The sequence below is a fragment of the Rugamonas aquatica genome, from assembly GCF_009380215.1.
GTDB classification, from domain to species: Bacteria; Pseudomonadota; Gammaproteobacteria; order Burkholderiales; family Burkholderiaceae_D; genus Rugamonas; species Rugamonas aquatica_B.
In genome coordinates this window covers 791,237-809,223 of sequence record NZ_WHUG01000002.1, presented here as the reverse complement: position 1 = coordinate 809,223, position 17,987 = coordinate 791,237, and the positions used below count along the sequence as shown (strand labels likewise).

General features: G+C 62.7%; 11 protein-coding genes. 4 read left to right on the top strand and 7 right to left on the bottom strand.

The genetic code is table 11. From position 1 onward, the window contains the following. Positions 1–96: 96 nt before the first annotated feature. A complete protein-coding gene (locus tag GEV02_RS07845) occupies positions 97–1,812 on the top strand; it encodes an isochorismate synthase (protein WP_152837477.1) in 1,716 nt (571 codons plus the stop codon). A gap of 93 nt (positions 1,813–1,905) precedes the next feature. On the opposite strand, the gene GEV02_RS07840 is transcribed toward GEV02_RS07845, so the two are convergent. From GEV02_RS07840 to clpS, 6 genes are all read right to left on the bottom strand, one after another. Continuing rightward, the gene (locus tag GEV02_RS07840) at positions 1,906–2,823 is read right to left on the bottom strand and encodes an EDSAP-1 family PEP-CTERM protein (protein WP_152837476.1); all 918 of its coding nucleotides are present in this window, start codon (positions 2,821–2,823) and stop codon (positions 1,906–1,908) included. Positions 2,824–3,107: 284 nt separating this feature from the next. Then, entirely contained in the window at positions 3,108–5,549 is a 2,442-nt protein-coding gene (locus GEV02_RS07835; protein WP_152837475.1) for an ABC transporter permease, read from the bottom strand. Positions 5,550–5,679: 130 nt separating this feature from the next. Then, a complete protein-coding gene (locus GEV02_RS07830; RefSeq protein ID WP_152837474.1) occupies positions 5,680–8,988 on the bottom strand; it encodes a S41 family peptidase in 3,309 nt (1,102 codons plus the stop codon). 109 nt (positions 8,989–9,097) lie between these two features. After that, a complete protein-coding gene (locus GEV02_RS07825) occupies positions 9,098–12,442 on the bottom strand; it encodes a S41 family peptidase (RefSeq protein ID WP_152837473.1) in 3,345 nt (1,114 codons plus the stop codon). Between the two features lie 113 nt (positions 12,443–12,555). Continuing rightward, positions 12,556–14,862, bottom strand: coding sequence for an ATP-dependent Clp protease ATP-binding subunit ClpA (gene clpA / locus GEV02_RS07820; protein WP_152837472.1), 2,307 nt, complete (start codon positions 14,860–14,862; stop codon positions 12,556–12,558). Beyond that, complete coding sequence (clpS, locus tag GEV02_RS07815; RefSeq protein WP_008446470.1) at positions 14,859–15,161, bottom strand: ATP-dependent Clp protease adapter ClpS; 303 nt, start codon at positions 15,159–15,161, stop codon at positions 14,859–14,861. Before clpS ends, clpA begins: the two co-directional genes overlap by 4 nt. Before the next feature lie 324 nt (positions 15,162–15,485). Between clpS and cspE the strand changes: the two genes are divergently transcribed. The 3 genes from cspE (at position 15,486) to GEV02_RS07800 (ending at position 16,566) form a co-directional block, all read left to right on the top strand. Then, on the top strand, positions 15,486–15,689 hold the full coding sequence (gene cspE / locus GEV02_RS07810) for a transcription antiterminator/RNA stability regulator CspE (protein WP_008446468.1): 204 nt from the start codon (positions 15,486–15,488) through the stop codon (positions 15,687–15,689). 212 nt (positions 15,690–15,901) lie between these two features. Further along, positions 15,902–16,300: a glutaredoxin family protein gene (locus GEV02_RS07805; RefSeq protein ID WP_152837471.1), complete on the top strand. Its 399-nt coding sequence runs from the start codon at positions 15,902–15,904 to the stop codon at positions 16,298–16,300. Between the two features lie 83 nt (positions 16,301–16,383). Continuing rightward, a complete protein-coding gene (locus GEV02_RS07800) occupies positions 16,384–16,566 on the top strand; it encodes a hypothetical protein (RefSeq protein WP_152837470.1) in 183 nt (60 codons plus the stop codon). Positions 16,567–16,612: 46 nt separating this feature from the next. On the opposite strand, the gene chrA is transcribed toward GEV02_RS07800, so the two are convergent. Continuing rightward, entirely contained in the window at positions 16,613–17,950 is a 1,338-nt protein-coding gene (gene chrA, locus GEV02_RS07795) for a chromate efflux transporter (protein WP_152837469.1), read from the bottom strand. Between the last annotated feature and the right edge of the window lie 37 nt (positions 17,951–17,987).

Sequence of the window (17,987 nt, the reverse complement as noted above, 5' to 3'; positions counted from 1 at the left end):
GGCCCCATCCATCCCATTATTCACGAAGGAATACGGTGCCGATAACAGTTATGCGGTACTAATTATGTCAATTCATCTAGATTTGGAATAGTCAACATGAAACTTCCAAAAGAATGTCAGAGTTTGGACGATGTACGCACGGAGATTGACCGGCTGGATTCGCAGATTATTGCCGCGCTTGGCAGCCGCCTCGATTACGTCAAAGCCGCATCGGCATTCAAGGCCGACGAAAAAAGTATACCAGCGCCTGAGCGGGTGGCGGCGATGATACCGCGAAGACGCATGTGGGCCGTGAAAGCCGGACTTGAGCCGGACTTTATCGAAAGAATATTTCGCGAACTGATAGCTTGGTTTATCAATGAACAGATACTCTACTATCGATCGACAGCGCACGGCTTACCCCTTGATCGCGGCAACTTAAGGCGGGCGCTGGACGCGGGGCATGAGCGGGCAAAAGCCGCGGGCCGCCCCATGTTGGTCAGCGTCACCCAGCGCATCGACGCTTTCGATCCGATCAAGGTGTTCGACGCCGCCCGCATTTCGGCAAGCCCGGCGTTTTTATGGACGCAGGGAACAGCCAACTTCGCGATGGTCGGTGTCGATGCCGCCCGGGTGTTCGAAGGCCAGGGCCAGGACAGGTTTGCGCAAGTCCTTGCCGCCTGGCGCGCCTTGCTGGACGGGGCCTTGATCGACAAGCCGGCAGGCGCACAGAACGTCGGCCCCATGCTCAGCGGCGGATTTTCTTTCGATCCAGAACAGACCAGGACGCCTCGTTGGCACGGGTTCGCGGATGCCTCGTTGATACTTCCGAAATTGCAACTGACGAAAGCGATGGACGCCAGCTATTTGACGGCGAATATCATCGTCGAGGCGGACCAGCAGCCGGAGACGGAAGCCGCGCGGCTGGAACAGCTCTGGCTGCATATACTTGGCCACACGGAACCGGATGCGGAAGTGGCAAGCACACCGGATCTGCTACATTACCGCAACGTCCTGCCTCCCGCGCAATGGGAACAGCTGGTGCGGGATGCAGCGGCCACCATACGCGGCGGCGCCATCCAGAAAGTGGTACTGGCGCGGGAAGTTCAAGCGGTCGGCACGCTGCCATTCACCGTCAGGCACGCCTTGCAAAGGCTGCAAGACATTTACCCGCAGGCCTACCTGTTCGCTATTTCGCGGGGAGACAGCTGCTTCTTGGGCGCCACGCCCGAAAGGCTGGTGCGGCTGCACGCGAAAACGGTGGAAGTCACCGCGCTCGCCGGTACTTGTCGCCGGGGCCGTTTTACCCGGGAAGATCATCTGCTGGGCGAGCAACTGCTGAACAGTAACAAGGACAGACACGAGCACGCGCTGGTGGTGGATATGTTGCGCAACGCGCTGGATGCCTACTGCGAGAATCTGGACATCCCCTCACAACCGGTCCTGCTTAAACTCCAAAACGTACAGCATTTGTATACCCCGATCGCCGGGTGCTTGCGTAGCGACGCTCATGTGCTCGACCTGGTCGCCGCGCTGCATCCCACCCCTGCCGTCGGTGGACTCCCACGCTCGGCGGCGCTGGCGTATTTGCGCAGCCACGAGCAGCTCGATCGCGGCTGGTTTGCGGCGCCGGTGGGATGGATGGACGCGCAAGGACAAGGAGAATTTGCTGTAGCGCTACGTTCTGTACTGATGACAAATAACGAAGCATCCTTATTCGCTGGCTGCGGCATCGTTGGCGATTCGGAACCGGAAAGCGAATTCGCGGAAACGGAACTCAAGCTGCGTGCGATGAAGTTCGCCCTCGGGCAGGATGACCGACAGATGCGATAAGCGCGGAAACGCCACGGTATCCCGCACCGGCAAAAAATCCGGGATTTCCCGGATTTTTTGCCGGATATGCCAGTAGTGAGGCAAGCAATTCGGCTAGCAATGAGCTGCTCTACGGCGCCGCATGAACCCCATCACGCCCAAGCCGCCGCCGACCAAGAGCAGAGTGGCCGGTTCAGGCACGGCCGCCAGCGATGTGACGGTCGCCGCGCTGCTGCTCAGCAGGCTGACGGTGTAATTCCCGGCGCTCAGCAGTCCCGACGTGTCCGAGAACGTTCCGCTGAGCAGGCCCGAATCGCAAACGCTGGGCACACCGCTGTTGGAAGCGCAATTCACGTTGAGCACAGCCTGACTGTCGTTGAAGACCGTGTTGCCGGCAGCATCGTTAATCGTGAAGATGTTCGCAATCGTGCCTTGCGCGCCTTCGCCATTGGTGGTGGTGGACGCGTAATACCTGTATACATCACTGAAATTGAAGGTGATGGTGCCCGGGCCCGCCAGCACAAAAGAAAACGCGATGGCGGCGTTCGCGGTATTCATCCCTCCCGACGATCCCGCTTTACCGCCGCCAGTGGTGACCCGCGCCTCGGCGACATTATTCACTTGGGGAACTCCGCCGGCAGAGAACGGGTTGCCGGCCGCTGTATCGCTATCGCCGCGCGAGCCAACCATACCGCCAGTGGATCCCGCCAAAAAAACGTAGTTATTCTGGCCGGGCACGGTCCCCGTACCCGAAAAAGCTTCCAGCGCATCCGAAGCGTTCCCCAGCGGCACAGGGTCTTGAAAGACCGCCCCCGGGAATCCGGTGAAGGTCGCAAAGTTGCTGGTATTGCGTTGCGGCGTGCCTGTCACGGTAATGGTGGATCCCGGGCTCGACGTTATTGCAAAATTTGTCAGCCTGTTTTCAGCAAACGCTATGGCGGTCGCTTGCGCACTGCCGGCAGCCCCGAATCCCGCAACCGTTATACCGATGGCGGCGGCTATCGTTTTTTTCTTCAATATTTTCGCATTCATGATGGTCTCTCTTATTTAAAATTTCCGAAATAAAAATTTATAATGAAGAAAAAGGCAAGCAGAAACCTCTCCTTCAAACAGAGAATTAGCACGAATCGATCCAGTATTTTATTCCATACAAATCAACCACTTACGAAAAATAATAAATATTATTAAAGCGCACTGTAAAAAAATCCGACCAGGTAATTATTTATTATTTCCGGCTTTACTTTGCCTTGGCCGGAAAGGCCGGATCACTTCAATGGCTTTTTCCAGTTGCAGGTAGCGGCTGGCGATGACGTCCGCTACGTGCGCAACGCCTCGGCCGGCACCATGCGCATGGCGATCCAGGTGTGGCGGGTGATGGCGATCAGTGCGACGATCAGCGTCAACGCCAGCGCGAACAACATCGTCCAGTAACCTATCGGCGCGTGCTCGGTGAAGGAGGCCAGGTAGCGGTTGATCGCCAGCCCCGCCAGCGGCAAGGCGATGGCGGCGGCGATCAGCGTCAGGGCGCCGATCTCGCGCACCACCAGCAAGCCGATATCGCCCCGCTTTGCGCCATGCAGCTTGCGCAGCACGATCTCCTTCGCACGCCGCTGTACCGTGTTGGCCGCCAACACGTACGTTCCGAACGCCGCGATCACCAGCGCGATGACGGTGGCAATCGCCAGCAGCTTGGCCACGCGCGCGTCTTCCGCGTAGTTGACGGCCAGGACATCGCTGGCGCGGTGGGTCTTCGATACCGCATCCGGGAAGTAGCTCGGCCACAGGCGCTGCACGGCGAGCTCCACATCGGCCGGAGAACCTTTGGTACGCACGCTCAGCACACTGCCCGCAGTCCACAGTTCATACGCGGTCGCACGCGGCGCTTCCCGCAGCGAGTGGAAGCGCAGTTCCGGCACGACGCCGACGATGCGCTTGGCGATGACCTTGTCGTCGAAGCCGGTGAACAGCACCGTCTCGCCGATGGCCGCCTCGTTGCTGGCGAAACCCAGCTCGCGCACGGCGACGGCGTTCAACAGCACCGGCACGTTGTCGTCTTCCTTGTCCAGGCCAGCCTGGAACAGCCGTCCCGCCACCGCATTGATGTGATACGTTTCAAAGAAATTGGCGCTGACCGATTTCATCTCCATCATCGCCACCGCACCGCCAGGACGTTTCAACTCGCGCGACCACGCCCAATCGAGCCGCCCCACAGGATCCTCGGAAATGGCCACGCTCTCCACGCCAGGCTGCGCCGACAAGGCCGTGTACAAGCCACGCGCCTGCGGCTGGTCCCTCACCCGGCCCGGCATATCGACGATCACCAGCGGCGCCGGATCGAAGCCCGGCGACGCATGCATCGCATAGTCGGTCTGCCAGGCCACGGCGATCGTCACGCTGGCGAACGCCATCGCGGTGGCAACCTGCACCACGGTGAGCACGCGGCGCCATTGCATGCTGCCGCGCGACTCGGTGTCCGGACGCCCTGCCAGCACCTGCGTCGGATGCACGCGCAGCGCCACCCAGGCCGGATAAATCGCCGTCACCACGCCCAGTAGCGCGCCGATGCCGAACGCCGCCAGGATGTTCGACAGCGAGAACAGACTTTCCAGATGGCGGTTGACCAGTTGCGAGAACATCGGCAGCGCCAGCCACGCCAGCAGCAACCCAAGCAGCGTCGCCGCCGTCGACACCATCAGCGACTCGACCAGGAACTGCCGCATCAGCTGCCCGACGCCTGCGCCCAGCACCTTGCGCATCGCCACCTCGCGCTGGCGACGCAGCACGCGCACCGTGGTCAGGTTCAGGTAGTTGATCGCCGCCAGCGCCAGAATCAGCACCGCCACAGCCGCGATACCGGCCACGACGACCGGGTTGCCCCGTTCATGCGTCTTCGACATGGGGCTGTCCGCGAGTTTGTAATCGAAATAGGAATCGCGCAGCGGCGACAGAACCAGCTCGATGGCGCGCCGCTTGCCCAGGCGCTCGCGCGTCTCCGGCGGGAATCGCTGCACGCTCGGCGTGGTGTCGACCACCTGTTGCAGACGGTCGCGTATCGCCGTCAGCGAGGCGCCGGGCCGTACGCGTATCAGCAGCTTGCCCATCCAGCCACGTTCGCCGGTCAGCATCTCGTGCCGGATGTCCTTGCCCGCCACGACGGAGTTCACGCCGAACAGCACCTCGAACGGGATCGTCGTATTCGACGGCGGCGTGCGTACGACGGCGCCCACCTGCAAGGTATTGCCCTCATTGAGCATGGTGCGGCCCAGCGCATCGCGAGTGCCGAACAGGCGCAGCGCGGCGTCTTCGGTGATGACGAACAGATTGGGCTTGTCCAGCGCCGACAGGTCACCCTGCACCGCCTTCAGTCCCAGCGTCAACGGGAAGCCCGGCAGCACGGTCAGGCCGCCCACCCGCAGTATCTTGCTGCCGATCCGCACGGTGAGCGGATCGCTCTCCGGCCGCGCCGGAATGTAGCTGGTGGCGTCGGTCACGCCAGGCACCTTCAGCGCAGCTTCGCGCAGGAACATGGGCGCCACCTCGTGCAGCGGCTCGCTCGGATCGACGTTGTAGTACTGCTTGACGACATAGATGCTGTCGACATCCGGGATGTGCGCGTTGTACTCCATCGAATACCGCACGAAGCCAAGCAGCAGCAGGCCCGCCGCCAAACCAACACCCAGGCCAAGCACCACCGCCAATGTGTACGCCGGCTCCTGGATCAGGGTGCGCCAGCCGATACGAAAGTCTCCGAGCTTCATGTGTTTGGTCCGTTGAGGGAAATACCCCAGTGTTGCAACATCCATGCCACGGGCTTTTGGACGCCAGGACGGACAAAATCAGCGCGCAATGTTCGGAAGTGAACGCTATCGCTGTTCACTTCCGAACACTTTACTTCGCCTTGATCGGGAAGGCCGGGCGCACAGGGCGCACCGGCGGGTTCTTCGCCAGTTCGGCCTTGATGACCTCAATCGCTTTTTCCAGTTGCGGATCGCGGCCGGCGATGACGTCGGCCGGATTCTGGTCGACTTCGATATCCGGCGCCACGCCTTCGTTCTCCACGCCCCAGCCGCCGTCGCGGGTCCAGAAGGCCAGGTTGGGCGCGGTGATGCCGCCGCCATCCATCAGCGTCGGGAAGCCAAGGATGCCCACCAGGCCACCCCAGGTGCGCTTGCCGATCAGCGGACCCATTTGATTTTTGCGGAACATCCACGGCAGCAGGTCGCCGCCCGAGCCGGCCGTTTCATCGATCAGCATCGCGCGCGGTCCCTGAATCGAGGCCGACGGCGTTTTCATGTCCGCGCCATAGCGCATGGTCCACCAGGCGATTTCCTTCTTCTGCAAAATCTCCAGGTAGTAGTCGGCCACGCTGCCGCCACCGTTGAAGCGCTCGTCGATGATGACGGCGTCCTTGTCGGCCTGCGGGAAGAAGTAGCGCTTGAAGTAGGTGTGGCCCAGCGTCGCGGTGTTCGGCACGTAGACGTAGGCGACCTTGCCGCCAGTGGCCGCGTTCACCTTGCGGATATTCCCTTCGATCCAGTCGCGGTTGCGCAGCGCGTCCTCGGTCGCCACTGGCACCACGGTGATGGTGCGCGATTTGCTGCCGTCCGCGTTCGGGCCGACGGTGATGTCAATGGCCTTGTTGGCGGTGTTCTCGAAGGCGCTGTACAGATTCGTCGGCGCCAGCAGCGGACGGCCATCGACCGCCAGCAGATACTCGCCAGCCTTGACGTTCAGGCCAGGCTCGGTCAGCGGCGCGCGCAGCGCCGGGTTCCAGTTCAAGCCGCCGTACACCTTCTTGAAGCGATAGTGGCCGTCGCTCACTTCGTAGTCGGCGCCCAGCAGGCCGCCCGGCACCGGCTTGGCATCGGTGAAGAAGTCGCCGCCGCCGCCGCGATGGTGGCCCACGCCCAACTCGCTGCACAGCCACTGGATCAGGCGATTCAAATCGGCGCGGCTGGACAGCTCAGGCAGGAACTGCGCGTACTTGGTGCGCATCTTGTTCCAGTCGGCGCCGTGCATGCCGGGGTCGTAGAAGAAGTCGCGGTTGATGCGCCAGGCTTCGTTGAAGATCTGCTCCCACTCGGCGCGCGGTTCGGCGCGCACTTCGATCGCTTCGACCTTGATCTTGCCTTCGCCCGGCGACAGTGTCTTGGCGGTGGCGCTGCCCATGGCCCAGGCTTCCTTCAGGCGGTACAGGATCTTCTTGCCGTCGGCGGAGACTTCGTATTCGTCGGCTTCGGCCAGCAGCGTTTCGGCCTTGCGGTCCTTCAGGTCGAAGCGCTGGATGGCTTTCTTGCCGTCGTTCTCGCGCAGGAAGAAGATCTGCCCTGCTTCACCTGCGTTCAGATCGGACAGCGCGGCCGCAGGTACGGGCAGATCGACGATGCGGTTCTCGATGCCTTCGAAGTCGATGGAGATCGGCGCCACCGGCGCCACCGTTACCTTGGGATCGTCGCGGCCTGTCTTCGGATCGACCTTGGGCGGCTCCGCCTTGGCTGGCTCCTTGGCCGATGCCTGGGCCGGCGGCGTGGCCGACGATGCGCTCTTCTCCTCGTCGCTTTCCTTGATCAGCGGCGACGGCAGGTCGCGCCGCAGCACCGCCATCCAGATCGTGCGGGTGACGCGATTGTCCTCGTTCTGCTGCGAGAACCAGTTATTGCTTGGTCCCGCGTTGGTCGAGGCGAAGAAGTACAGGTACTTGCCGCTCTTGTCGAACACCGGATCGACCACGTCGGACAAGCCGTCCGTCACCGGCCACGATTTATTCTGCTCCAGCGAGTAGATATAGGCGCTGCGGGTGTAGGTCATCGAGTTCAGCGCGTAGGCGATCCAGCGCGAATCCGGCGCCCATGTGGCGTGCAGCGTTTTGCTCACACCATACAGCGGCTCGCTGGCGATCTTCTTGATCGCACCCGTCGCCACGTCCAGCACGTACAGCGTCCACGCGTTGTCGGTGTAGGCGATCTTCTTGCTGTCGGGCGACCAGACCGGATAGTCGTAGAAGCCTGCACCGGTGAGCTTGAACTTGCGCGGCTCGCCCTTTCCGTCCTGGGCGCGGATGTGCAGCGCGTACTCGCCCGATTCGTCCGAGAAGTAGGCGACGGAGCGGCCATCCGGCGACCAGGCCGGCGTGCGTTCATTCGCGGCCGGCGTATGCGTCAGGTTGCGCACATCGCCTTTATCTGCGGGGATGGTGACGATCTCGCCGCGGAACTCGTACGCCACGCGCGCGCCGGACGGCGAGATCGAGGCGTTGCGGATATACTTGGCGCCACTGACCCAGCGCGGACGCGATGCCCCCAGGTCGCTATTGACGCCGATGGTGAGCTTGCGCGACTGGCCGCTGGCCAGGTCCAGCGCATGCAGATAGCCGGCCTGCTCGTAGACGATGCCGCCGCCGTCGGCTGCGATATTCAGCACCGGGAAGTCGGTATGCCGCGTCAATGCGCGCACCGCCTTGCTCTTGACGTCGTAGGCGTACAGATTGAATTCGCCGTCGCGGTCGGAGCGGAAGTAGACCGTGTCGCCTATCCACACCGGATCGACATCGTTCGAATGCGTGGCGGGCTGCGGGATCTTCTGCACCGATTTGTCGGCGCGGTTGAACAGCCACAGGATGGAGTTGGTACCGCCGCGATAGTGCTTCCACTGCATGAAGGCCGGCGAGAACGGGTTGTAGGCGATCTGCTTGCCGTCCGGCGACCAGCCGGCGCGGGCGGCGTTCGGCACTTCCAGCTCGGTCTCCACGCCGCCGCTCACCGGCACGGTGAACAGCTTGCGATAGCGGTTGTTGAAGGCCGCACGCGGGGACGTGAACATCACCGACTTGCCATCGGGCGTGAAGGCCTGCACCACATCGGCGCCGGGATGGTAGGTCAGCCGCTTAGGTATGCCGCCTTCGATGGGCAGCAGGTAGACGTCGGTATTGCCGTCCACCTGTGCGCTGTAGGCGATCGATTTGCCGTCGGGTGAAAACACCGGGTTCGATTTATCGCCAAGGTCGGAGGTCAGGCGGCGCGGCGACGAACCGTCACGATTCGCCAGCCACAGATCGCCAGCGTAGATGAAGGCCAGGTGCTGCGCCGACAGCGCAGGCTCGGTCAGCATGCGCGTGTCGCTGGTGTTGGGCAGCGCCAGCGCGCCGTGGCTCATCGACAGCAACGCAGCGGCAACGGCTGCGGATAACAGATGCTTCATAGTCTCTCCTTAGGTGCTCGGTCATTCCCGCGCAGGCGGGAATCCATAGGCCGCGTGCGTATTGGCTCAGCATGGATTCCCGCTTTCGCGGGAATGACGCGCAGGGGGGTTATTTAAGCGCGGGGATGGCTTGCGGCTGATAGGCCTTGATCGGCTGCGCCTTCAGCTTCTTGTCCAGCAGGTCCAGCGCCACTTCCAGCTGGCGGTCCTGGCCTTGATACGTTGCGTGCGGCAGGTTGTCCACTTCCACGTCCGGCGATACGCCCACGCCTTCGATCAGCCACTGGCCGTCGGCGGTGTTGAACTGGCCGTTCTCCGCCACGCGCGCCATGCCGTTGTCGCTCAAGCGGTTGTTATCGCTGAGCCAGACGCCGGCGCCCGCCGTGCGCTTGCCGACCAGCGGCGCCAGGCCCAAGGCCTTGATGCCGGCGGCGAAGGTCTCGCCGTCCGAGTAGGTGTATTCGTCGATCAGCACCACCAGATGGCCACGGAAGGTCTTCTGCATGTTCGGCGCAGGCAGCGCGCCCGGCGACGACCAGAAGGCCCAGGCCTTGCGCAGCAGCTTCTCGATCACCCAGCTGTCGATGTTGCCGCCGTTGTTGCGGCGTACGTCGATAATCAGGCCGTCGCGGTTGACGTTGGCGTAGAAGTCGCGTGCGAACGAGGCGATGTCGCGCGGGCCCATGGCGCGCAGGTGCAGGTAGCCGATGCGGCCCTTGGACGCGGCGTCCACTTGTCGCGCGCGGCTTTGCTCCCAGTCGCCGTAGCGCAGGCCGGCCTGCTTGGCCATGTTGACCGGCGTGACGATCACGGAACGGATGCCGCCCTCCTTGCGCTTCACTTGCAGCAGCATCTGCTTGTCCGCCTGGTTCAGCAGCAGGTCGGCGATGTCACGTGCATCCAGCACCGGCTTGCCGTTGACGGCGGTGATGACGTCGCCCTCCTTCACGTCCACGTCCGGTTGCAGCAGCGGGCCGCGTTCGGACGGCAGCTCCGGTTCGCTGCGGTAGATGTGGTCCACGCGGTAGCCGTCGGCGCTGCGCGTCAGCAGCGCACCCAGACCGGCCGGGGCGCCTTCCGGCGTCGAGCGGCGCAGTTCGCCCGGCGCGATCTGCGAGTGCAGCGCGCCCACTTCGCTGACCATCATGCCCAGCACGTCGTTCAGCTCCGCGCGGTCGGTCACGCGTTCCACCAGCGGCGCGTACTTGGCGCGCACGCCGGTCCAGTTCACGCCGCGCATCTTGGCGTCGTACAGGAAGTCGCGGTGCATGCGCCAGGCGTCGTTGAACATCTGCGTCCATTCCAGGCGCGGGTTGGAAGTGAAGCTCCAGTCGTCCACCTTGACCTTGGCCTTGGAGACATCCGACGGCGCCTTGGCGCCCGCCTCCACCACCAGCATGTCGCCCGGCCCGTTGGCGGCGTGGATGCGGTAGTACAGGTGCTTCTTGTCGGTGGCCAGGTCGTATTCGCGCACGCCGCTGACGAAGACTTCCGGCTGCGGGCCATTGGCGGCGATCGCCAGCGTTTTCAGATTGGCCTTGCCCTCGTTGCCGTCGGCATCGAGGAAGTACAGGCGCTTGTCGTCGATTTGCAGGTTGCGGTAGTTGCCGGCTGCGAGCGGCACTTCGTACAGGCGATCCGCCAGACCGGCGTAGACGATGGCCGGCAGCGACTTGCCGGCTTTCTTCTCCGGCGTGGTCTTGGCGACGGCTTTTTCGACGGCCTTCTCGGCTGCCTGCTCGGCGGCTTTTTCGGCCGCGCCTTCGGCCGGCTTGTCGCCCGGCTTGTTCAGCTCATCGTCCGGCTTGAACGGGAAGCGGTTGCCCGGCTGGAGCGCCAGCGCGTAGACGCCGGTGCGCTTGTCGAACACCGGTCCCATGTTGCGGTCACCCCACGGCGAGCCGTTAGCCAGCTGGAAGTTGCGGGCCGAGAGGAAGTACAGCCATTTGCCATCCGGCGAAAACGCCGGCGAGCGCGAGTTGTAGCGGTCGCCGGTGACGAAGGCCAGCTGTTTCGATTCGAGGTTGTACAGGCCGATCTGCTCGCGCTGCTCGGTGCTGGCGGCGCGCACCAGCGCCAGGTTCTTGCTGTCGCCGGACCACAGGATTTCATCGTGCCGGTCCGAGCCCACCTTGCTGCCGTCGTCGATGACGGTATTGGCCTTGGTAGCCTGGTCCAGCAACCACAGGCGGCCTTTCTTGTCGGTGTGGGCCAGCCAGCGGCCGTCCGGCGACGGGTACAGCTGCCAGCGGTGGTGGTTGCCATCCTTGGTCAGTTGTTCGCCCTTGCCGGAACCGTCGGCGGCGAATTTCCAGATTTCGTTTTCGCCGGTGCTGTCGACGATGGCGTAGACCCAGCGGTCGTCGTGGCTGAACACCGCCTCGCGGGCGCGGGCGCCTTCCGGCACGGCGATCTCCACGCGACGCTGCGAGCCGGTGCCGGCCACGCTGACGCGGCCGCGCGCGGTCAGCACCAGGCGCTCGTCCTTGCCGGAGAGTTGGACGTTGGTCAGGTTGTCCAGCGGCGAACGGATCTGGCGCGCGCGCTGCTGGTCGAAGTCGGAGACCAGGCTGATGGCCAGCTGTTCATCCTTGGCGGCGGCCAGGTCCAGCACGTGCAGGTCGGCGCCCAGCTGGTAGACGATGCGGCCGTCGCCCAGTGCGGCGTTGCGCACGTCCCAGTCGGCGTGGTTGGTCAGCTGGCGCGGATCGCTGCCGTCGGCCGCCATCGACCACAGATTATCTGAGCCGCCACGGTCGCTGATGAAGTAGACGCGACCCTGCCACCACATCGGCCGCTTGTTGTTGCCGGCGTCGGCGGGCAGCAGTGGCGCGGCTTCGGCGCTGCCGGCCAGGTCGTAGCGCCACAGCTGCGCATGGGCGCCGCCGCGATAGCGTTTGACGTTGTCGTTGGTCAGCGCCAGACCGTTGCGGGTGAAGTACAGCGTCTTGCCGGCGTCGTCGAGCACGGCATCGTTGGCTTCAGCCACGGGGAACACGCGGCGCTGCAGGTCGCCCGGCTTGACGGCCGCGATGACGTTGTTGCGCGACGGTCCCTTGCTGTCCAGCGTCGTCACCAGCACTTCACCTTGCGCGGTCCAGCCCAGCACGGAGACGGCGCCGTTCTCGAAGGTGATGCGCTTCGGCAGGCCGCCGGCCAGCGGCATCACGTAGGCTTCCTGGCCGCCCTCGTAGGAGGCCGAGAAGGCGATCCATTTGCCGTCGTGCGAGATGGCGGCGTTGGTTTCGGCGGCCGGGTGTGTGGTCAGGCGTTGTGCCGGGCCGCCGTGGACGCCGGTCTTCCACAGGTCGCCCTCGGCGGTGAAGACCACGGCGTCAGCACGGATGGCGGGGAAACGGTAATAGGCGTCGGCGGCGGAGGCGGTGCCGGACAGCAGGCCGGCGGACAGGAACATCAGGACGAGAGGACGGAGGCGCAGAGAAGTCAGGGTCATGGGACAGTTTCAATGTTTGTCAAATGGAACGACAATTCTGGCACAGCTTTAGGTCTAAAAGAAAAAAACCCGCTCCACTTTCGTGGGCGGGCTCCTTATGAGGCCTGAACGGCTTATTCGACTTCGACGGTTTCCGGTGGAATCGTCGGCGCGGCGTCCGGCGGTTCCGGGAACTCCAGCTTGACCTGGTCTTTCTCGTCCAGGTCGACCGTCACGCGGCCGCCGGTGACCAGACGGCCGAACAGCAGTTCGTCGGCCAGCGCCTTACGGATCATGTCCTGGATCAGACGCGCCATCGGACGCGCGCCCATCAGTGGATCGAAACCTTTCTTCGCCAGGAACTTGCGCAGTTTCTCGCTGAAGATCGCTTCGACTTTCTTCTCGTGCAGCTGCTCTTCCAGCTGCATCAGGAACTTGTCGACCACGCGCAGGATGATTTCCTCGTCCAGCGCGCGGAAGCTGATGGTGGCGTCGATACGGTTGCGGAACTCCGGCGTGAACATGCGCTTGATGTCGGCCATCTCGTCGCCCGCCTGCTTGGAATTCGTGAAGCCGATCGTGGCCTTCTGCAAGCTCTCGGCGCCCGCGTTGGTGGTCATGATGATGATCACGTTGCGGAAGTCGGCCTTGCGTCCGTTGTTGTCGGTCAGCGTGCCGTGGTCCATCACCTGCAGCAGGATGTTGAAAATGTCCGGATGGGCTTTTTCAATCTCGTCCAGCAGCAGCACCGCATGCGGTTTCTTGGTGATGGCTTCGGTCAGCAGGCCGCCCTGGTCGAAACCAACGTAGCCCGGCGGCGCGCCGATCAGGCGCGACACGGCGTGACGCTCCATGTACTCCGACATGTCGAAGCGGATCAGTTCGATGCCCAGGATGAAGGCCAGCTGCTTGGCCACCTCGGTCTTGCCGACGCCGGTAGGACCGGAGAACAGGAAGGAGCCGATCGGCTTGTCGGTCTTGCCCAGGCCGGCGCGCGCCATCTTGATCGCCGAAGCCAGCGCTTCGATCGCAGGATCCTGGCCGAACACCACGTTGCGCAGGTCGCGGTCGATGGTTTGCAGCTTGCTGCGGTCGTCCTGGTTGACGGTCTGCGGCGGGATGCGCGCGATCTTGGCGATGATGTCCTCGATCTCGGTCTTGCCGATGGTTTTCTTCTGCTTCGATTTCGGCAGGATGCGCTGCGCCGCACCGGCTTCGTCGATGACGTCGATGGCCTTGTCCGGCAGGTGGCGGTCGTTGATGAAGCGGGCCGCCAGCTCGGCCGCCGTCGACAGCGCCGACGACGAGTACTTGACGCCATGGTGCTCTTCGAAGCGCGACTTCAGGCCGCGCAGGATCTGCACGGTCTGCTCAACGGTAGGTTCGTTGACGTCGACCTTCTGGAAGCGGCGGCTCAGCGCGTGGTCTTTTTCAAACACGCCGCGGAATTCCGTGTACGTGGTCGCGCCGACGCACTTCAGCTGGCCGTTTGCCAGGGCCGGTTTCAGCAGGTTGGACGCGTCCAGCGTGCCGCCCGAGGCCGAGCCGGCGCCGATGATGGTGTGGATCTCGTCGATGAACAGGATGCCGTTCGGGTTGTCCTTCAACTGCTTGAGGACGGCCTTGAGGCGCTGCTCAAAGTCGCCGCGATACTTGGTGCCGGCCAGCAGCGCGCCCATGTCCAGCGAATACACGACGGCATTCGACAGGATTTCCGGCACGTCGTTCTGGGTGATGCGGTAGGCCAGGCCTTCGGCGATGGCGGTCTTGCCCACGCCTGCCTCGCCCACCAGCAGCGGATTGTTCTTGCGGCGGCGGCACAGGATCTGGATCACGCGGTCGACTTCGTCCTCGCGGCCGATCAGCGGATCGATCTTGCCTTCGGCGGCGGCCTTGTTCAGGTTTTGCGTGAACTGGTCGAGCGGCGATTCCTTGGTCTGGCCTTCGCCGCCCGGTGCGCCCTCTTCCACGCCTTCCGACGCCTTGGCGGCATCGGCCTGCTGGTCCTTGCGCACGCCGTGCGAGATGAAGTTGACCACGTCCAGGCGGGTCACGCCCTGCTGGTGCAGGTAGTAGACCGCGTGCGAGTCCTTCTCGCCGAAGATCGCCACCAGCACGTTGGCGCCGGTGACTTCCTTCTTGCCGTTGGAGGCCGACTGCACGTGCATGATCGCGCGCTGGATCACGCGCTGGAAGCCGAGCGTAGGCTGGGTGTCCACTTCGCCCGTGCCAGGCACGGTCGGCGTGTTGTCGCCGATGAAGTTGGTCAGCGTCTTGCGCAAGTCTTCAATGTTGACGGCGCAAGCACGCAACACTTCGGCAGCCGAAGGATTGTCAAGCAAGGCCAGCAGCAAGTGCTCCACCGTGATGAATTCGTGCCGTGCCTGCCGAGCTTCGACAAACGCCATGTGCAAACTTACTTCTAATTCCTGCGCAATCATACTTCCTCCATCACGCACTGCAGGGGATGCCCCGCCTTGCGCGCATGCGTTAAAACGAACTCCACTTTGGTACAGGCGATGTCTTTTGAAAACACGCCGCACACTCCCTTGCCGTAGCGGTGAACACTGAGCATTATCTGCGTGGCGGTTTCACGGTCTTTGTTGAAATACTCCTGAATGATGGCGACCACGAATTCCATCGGGGTATAGTCATCATTGAGCAACGCCACCTGGTACAGAGGTGGCGGCTTCAGCGTTTGCCGCTCCAAGAGGGTTTCGGTATCATGCTTGGTTGCCATACGCTTATATTCTAATGCTTTCGGGGTTGATGCAATGTGCATTTCACTATGCACATCCAATTGTTTTCCATCTTACGCGTTTTCTGAACTTGACGCAGATGGCGACCCATCCGCCAAAATCAAGAGTTGCTTTTTCGCCAATTGAGTTAAAAGTAGCAAAATGCATACAAATCTGCTTGACTTTGGAATTTGATCCGCTAACAATGCGTTATCGGCTGCGTGCAGAAATGTACATGTTGATAAGAAGTGAGGCGTGAGGAGGGGGCAAGAAGCTTCTTGCTTTTATGGCTCGTGTGATCCGTTTTAATTTTGAAAGTTCTTTTTATGGCAACAGGTACAGTTAAGTGGTTCAATGATTCCAAAGGTTTTGGCTTCATCACTCCAGATGACGGCGGCGAGGATTTGTTCGCTCACTTCTCCGCAATCAACATGAACGGTTTCAAGACCCTCAAAGAAGGTCAAAAAGTTCAATTCGAAGTCACGCAAGGCCCTAAAGGCAAGCAAGCTTCCAACATCCAATCCGCTTAATTTTTTAAGCAGCAGATGTGAAAAACCTCGCACCGCGAGGTTTTTTTTCGTCCCTACCCTGCCGGCAAGTGTTGTAGAACTCCGACAACCACGTATCGCCGTGACAATTCAATAGAATCGCAAAAATTGAAAAATGCATAATTTTATGCATTAAATCAATGATGACTACAAGGCATCATCGGAGCCGCCGTTCGTCTCTTACCAGGAGCCATATGAATAGCACGCACATCAAGAACATCCTGATCTACGCCGCGATACTGGGATTGGGCCTGGGCGTCGGCCGGATCGCCACCAAAGTGCCGCAGTGGCTGACGCCGGCCTACGTCGAAGGCAACTTCCAATCCTACTATCCCGACGCTTCCACCAAGGTGGTGCTGTACGGCACCAAGACCTGCCCTTACTGCCAGCAGACCCGCGACTACCTGAGCGAGCGCAACATCCCGTACGCCGATGTCGACATCAGCCACGCCGGCAAGGGCCTGCAGGACTACCGCAGCTTCGGCGAGACCGCCGTGCCGGTGATCCTGATCGGCAACCGCCGCATCACCGGGTTCAAGCAGTCCGTCATCGAGGCCGCGCTCGAACAGCTACCGCGTCCGCCTGCCCGCTGAATCCGTTCCAAATGGAGGCCGTGTATCGGGGCGGCATGGCTTCTTGCAGCGTTCGATGCCCCTTATCCATTGGAGGAGTTCGCATGAATAAGAAACTGAAATTGTTCTTGTTTGCAATCGGCATCGGCGCGGCATCCGCGCCAACTCTGGCCACCACCTGCTACCATTCTTGCATCATAGAATACAGAGCTTGCATGAAGTCCGGCCAGCCAGCCGAAAGCTGCCAGGAGGCGCTGATCTCCTGCCAAGACAGCTGCGGCAACTAGGCATGGCAGACATTGACGGGCAAACGCCGGAGGCGCTGCCCGTCAATCAGGGCGCCAATTGCCTGAGCACCAGGCCAACCACGGCGCAGGCCGCGATCACATGCGGCACCTTCTGCCGATAGCGCAGCAAGGCCACCGCTGCCGCCAGCGCGATCGCCGCCGCCGCCCAGTCGGGTGCGCCATCGAAGCCGGTTGGCCAGATCACGTGCCAGGCGAAGAACAGCGCCAGGTTGAGGATGACGCCCACCACGGCCGCCGTGATGCCGGTCAGCGGCGCGGTGAAGTTGAGATCGTCGCGCGTGGCTTCGACCAGCGGACCGCCGGCCAGGATGAATACGAACGATGGCAGGAAGGTGAACCACGTCACCAGCGTGGCCGCCACGGCGCCCGACAGCGGCGCCGCCAGCGCATCCGACGGCGCCAGCCCGTAGCCGCCGACAAAGCCCACAAACGCCACCACCATGATTAGCGGGCCGGGCGTGGTTTCGCCCAGCGCCAGGCCATCCATCATCTGAAGCGGCGTCAGCCAGCCGTAGTGCGCCACCGCGCCCTGGTACACATAGGGCAGCACCGCATAGGCGCCGCCGAAGGTCAGCAAGGCGGCCTTGGTGAAGAACCAGGCCATCTGCGTGTAGGTGTGCTGCCAGCCCACCGCCCACATCAGCAGCGCCATCGGCGCCAGCCACAGCAGTGCGCCGCAGGCAGACACCAGCACCAGACCGCGCCAACGGAAGCGCGCATGCGGTGGCGGCGGCGTCTCATCGTCGATCACGGCGGCGCCGTACGAGGCCTTGGCGGCGCCATGGCCGCCGCCGATCTTGAAGGCGTGCGGCAGGTATCGGCCGCCGAGGTAGCCGGCCAGCGCGGCGCCTGCGACGATCAGCGGGAACGGCAGCTGCAAGGCGAACACCGCCACGAAAGCGGCGCCGGCAATGGCCCACAGCCAGCCGTTGCGCAAGGCGCGCGTGCCGATGCGGTGCGCGGCCTGCAGGACGATGGCCGTGACGGCCGGCTTGATGCCGTAGAACAGCCCGGCCAGCAGCGGCTGCTGGCCATAGGCGATGTACAGCCACGACAGCAGCACCAGCAACAACAGAGACGGCAGCACGAACAGCGCGCCGGCGATGATGCCGCCGCGCGTGCGATGCAGCAGCCAGCCGATGTAGGTGGCCAGCTGCTGCGCCTCGGGGCCGGGCAGCAGCATGCAGTAGTTCAGCGCGTGCAGGAAACGGCGCTCGGAAATCCAGCGCCGGCGCTCGACCAGCTCCTGGTGCATGATGGCGATCTGCCCCGCCGGTCCGCCAAAGCTGATGCAACCCAGCTTGAGCCAGAAGCGGAAGGCTTGCCACAGCGTAGGTGCCGCCGGCGCCGAAGAAGACGTCATCATCGCTCCATCAAAAAAAAGCCCCGCTCCATCGCGG

Bases quoted from the DNA above. Each gene is read 5' to 3' on its own strand.
- GEV02_RS07835 (WP_152837475.1), bottom strand. From the start codon at position 5,549: ATGAAGCTCGGAGACTTTCGTATCGGCTGGCGCACCCTGATCCAGGAG.
- GEV02_RS07845 (WP_152837477.1), top strand. From the start codon at position 97: ATGAAACTTCCAAAAGAATGTCAGAGTTTGGACGATGTACGCACGGAG.
- GEV02_RS07830 (WP_152837474.1), bottom strand. From the start codon at position 8,988: ATGAAGCATCTGTTATCCGCAGCCGTTGCCGCTGCGTTGCTGTCGATG.
- cspE (WP_008446468.1), top strand. From the start codon at position 15,486: ATGGCAACAGGTACAGTTAAGTGGTTCAATGATTCCAAAGGTTTTGGC.
- GEV02_RS07800 (WP_152837470.1), top strand. From the start codon at position 16,384: ATGAATAAGAAACTGAAATTGTTCTTGTTTGCAATCGGCATCGGCGCG.
- clpA (WP_152837472.1), bottom strand. From the start codon at position 14,862: ATGATTGCGCAGGAATTAGAAGTAAGTTTGCACATGGCGTTTGTCGAA.
- GEV02_RS07805 (WP_152837471.1), top strand. From the start codon at position 15,902: ATGAATAGCACGCACATCAAGAACATCCTGATCTACGCCGCGATACTG.
- clpS (WP_008446470.1), bottom strand. From the start codon at position 15,161: ATGGCAACCAAGCATGATACCGAAACCCTCTTGGAGCGGCAAACGCTG.
- chrA (WP_152837469.1), bottom strand. From the start codon at position 17,950: ATGACGTCTTCTTCGGCGCCGGCGGCACCTACGCTGTGGCAAGCCTTC.
- GEV02_RS07840 (WP_152837476.1), bottom strand. From the start codon at position 2,823: ATGAATGCGAAAATATTGAAGAAAAAAACGATAGCCGCCGCCATCGGT.
- GEV02_RS07825 (WP_152837473.1), bottom strand. From the start codon at position 12,442: ATGACCCTGACTTCTCTGCGCCTCCGTCCTCTCGTCCTGATGTTCCTG.